Raw genomic sequence first — 3,024 nt, 5'->3', positions numbered from 1 at the left:
GGGCGCATCGGGTGATGCATCATCTGATCGGTCTGCAACGCCCGTTCCTGCTCAAGAGCGATCTGCACGACGCGGTCGAGCAGCTCTGCCGCGACGACGAGCAACTCGCCGATACGGCGCTGGCGCGCGCGCTGTTCCAGGCGCAGGAAGCGGCCATCGACGCCTCCTGGGTGTATCTGGCGCTGCGCCACCGGGTGGCCAAATGGAACTATCTGCGCATCCACCTCGAGACCATGGATCTGAACGAGGTGACGGTCTCGGAGTTCCTGCGCTTCAAGGAGCATCTGGCCACCGGCGGCCACGATGATCCGTTCGGCCTCGAGATCGATCTACGGCCGTTCTACCGCGAGCAGCAGAAACTGACCGAGGAGGGCTCGATCGGCCGCGGTGTCGAGTTCCTCAACCGCCGTCTTTCGAGCCGGTTGTTCGACGAACTCGGCAAGGGCGATCAACGCCTGCTCGGCTTCCTGCGCATGCACAGCTATCGTGGCCATCAGCTGATGCTGAACGATGCCATCGGCACCGTCGCCGAGCTGCGCAATGCGCTGCGCCAGGCGATGATCCCGCTGCGCCGGCGCCCGACGCATACGCCTTACACCGACCTCGCCTCGGAACTCCGCGGCTTCGGCTTCGAACCTGGCTGGGGCCATGATGCCGCGCGCATCCGCGAGACCATGAGCCTGCTGCTCGATATCCTCGAGGCGCCCTCGCCGCAGACGCTGGAGAGCTTTCTCAGCCGGGTGCCGATGATCTTCTCGATCGCCATCGTCTCGCCGCACGGCTGGTTCGGCCAATCCAACGTGCTGGGGCGCCCGGATACCGGCGGTCAGGTGGTCTATATCCTCGATCAGGTACGCGCGCTCGAGCGCGAGATGCATCAGCGCCTGGCCGAGCAGGGCATCGACATCGAACCGCGCGTGCTGGTGCTGAGCCGGCTCATCCCGGAGGCCGAGGGCACCTCCTGTAACGAGCGCCTGGAGCCCATCGCCGGCACCCGCAACGCCGCGATCCTGCGCGTGCCGTTCCGCAACGCCGCCGGCGAGGTACTGCCGCACTGGGTCTCGCGCTTCCATCTCTGGCCCTACCTGGAAGGCTATGCGCTGGATGCCGAGCGCGAGCTGCTGGCCGAACTCGGCGGTCGGCCGGATCTGATCATCGGCAATTATTCGGATGGCAACCTGGTCGCCTCGCTGCTGTCGCAGCGGCTCGGCGTCAGCCAGTGCAACATCGCCCATGCGCTGGAGAAGACCAAGTATCTGTTCTCGGATCTCTATTGGCGCGAGAACGAGGAGCGCTATCACTTCTCGGCCCAGTTCACCGCCGATCTGATCGCCATCAACACCGCCGATTTCGTCATCACCAGCACCTATCAGGAGATCGCCGGCACCGACGACAGCGTCGGCCAGTACGAGAGCTATTCCAGCTTCACCATGCCAGGGCTCTATCGCGTCGTCTCCGGGGTCGATGTCTATGATCCCAAGTTCAACATCGTCTCGCCGGGGGCCGACGAGGACATCTATTTCCCGTATACCGATGACCAGCGGCGCTTGGTGCATCTGCACGCGGAGATCGAGGAACTGCTCTTCGGCGGGCCGCGCGACGGCGAATCCCGGGGCGTGCTCGCCGAGCGCGAGCGGCCCCTGCTGTTCACCATGGCGCGGCTCGACCGCATCAAGAACATGACCGGGCTGGTAGACTGGTACGGTCGCAGTGCCGAGTTACGCGAGCAGGCCGATCTGGTGGTGGTGGCGGGTCATGTCGACCCGGGTCGCTCCGGCGATGACGAGGAACGCGAGCAGATCGAGACGATGCATCGGTTGTTCGAGCAGCACGGGCTGGATGGGCAGGTGCGCTGGCTCGGGATTCATCTGGAGAAACCGCTGGCGGGCGAACTCTATCGGTTCATTGCCGAGCGCCGCGGCGTCTTCGTGCAGCCGGCGCTGTTCGAGGCCTTCGGCCTGACCGTGATCGAGGCGATGAGCTGCGGCCTGCCGGTGTTCGCGACCCGTTACGGCGGTCCGCTCGAGATCATCGAGGACGGCCTCTCGGGGTTTCACATCGACCCCAACCATGGCGCGGACGCGACCGCGTTGATCGCTGATTTCCTGCGTCGCTGCGCCGAGGATGCGGACTGCTGGCGGGCGATCTCGGAGGCGGCCCTGGCGCGCATCGAGGAGCGCTACACCTGGCGTCGCTACGCCGAGCGCATGATGACCCTGTCGCGGGTCTACGGCTTCTGGAAATACGTCACCGATCTGGAGCGCACCGAGACCGCGCGCTATCTGGAGATGTTCTATGGGCTCCAGTTCCGCCCGCTGGCGCGGACCATGGCCTGGTGATGGCTGGCGCTAGCCTGGTGCGCGTGGGCGATGCGCGGATGACCGCTCTGACGCTGAGCTGGCACCGATCCACTTTGCTGCCTTGCAGGCAGTTCAACGTTCCCGCCTCAAGGGCGGAATCTTTCGCGGAGGATTTTGATGATTGACGCATATCGAGGCGGCTCCTTGCTTGGGCTTGCGGGTCTGCTCAGGGGGGCGCCTCTCTTTCTGGCCTTGCTGGCCCTATTGGTCGCCAGCGCGCCGCTGCGGGCCGACGAAGAGGATCCGCCCGAGCAGCTCGATCTGATCTGTGTCGAGCAGCCGATGCGCGTGGTCGCCTTTGGCGAGCCGGGCGAGCTGAGCTACGACGAGCAGGCGCCAAGGACAGTCGACCCGATTGAGGTGCGGATCAGCAAGAGCCGGCCCGGCGAGGATTTCAACTACGACTTCGCCATCATCGAGAGCAGCGCCGACGATCTCGAGACCGAGGAGGCGATCTGGCTGGCCGATAAGCAGATCGAAGCCCAGCAAGGGCGCTTCAAGCTCAACCTCTCGAACCTGGTCATGACCCTGACCGAGACCGATGCGGATGGCGGCGCGCGCTTTCGGCGCTTCGAGTGTGAACCACGCGCGAGCGACGAAACGGCTTCGCAGGACGAGTAGCCGCCACCGACAGCGCGGCGTTGGAGGCTTGAGCGCGACGCGT

Annotated in this window: 2 protein-coding genes; both read left to right on the top strand. The window is 65.2% G+C overall.

The annotated features are described in order from the left end of the window. The coding region (locus ACLFQI_RS12975) for a sucrose synthase (protein ID WP_410759937.1) at positions 1-2,339 on the top strand (2,339 nt) is incomplete at its 5' end. 138 nt (positions 2,340-2,477) lie between these two features. After that, the gene (locus tag ACLFQI_RS12970) at positions 2,478-2,981 is read left to right on the top strand and encodes a hypothetical protein (protein WP_410759936.1); all 504 of its coding nucleotides are present in this window, start codon (positions 2,478-2,480) and stop codon (positions 2,979-2,981) included. Positions 2,982-3,024: the final 43 nt, after the last annotated feature.

This window comes from Halochromatium sp. (assembly GCF_046541315.1).
Lineage (GTDB): Bacteria > Pseudomonadota > Gammaproteobacteria > Chromatiales > Chromatiaceae > Lamprobacter.
The sequence above is the reverse complement of the archived record's forward strand: the minus strand, read 5'-3'. Positions and strand labels throughout refer to the sequence as shown.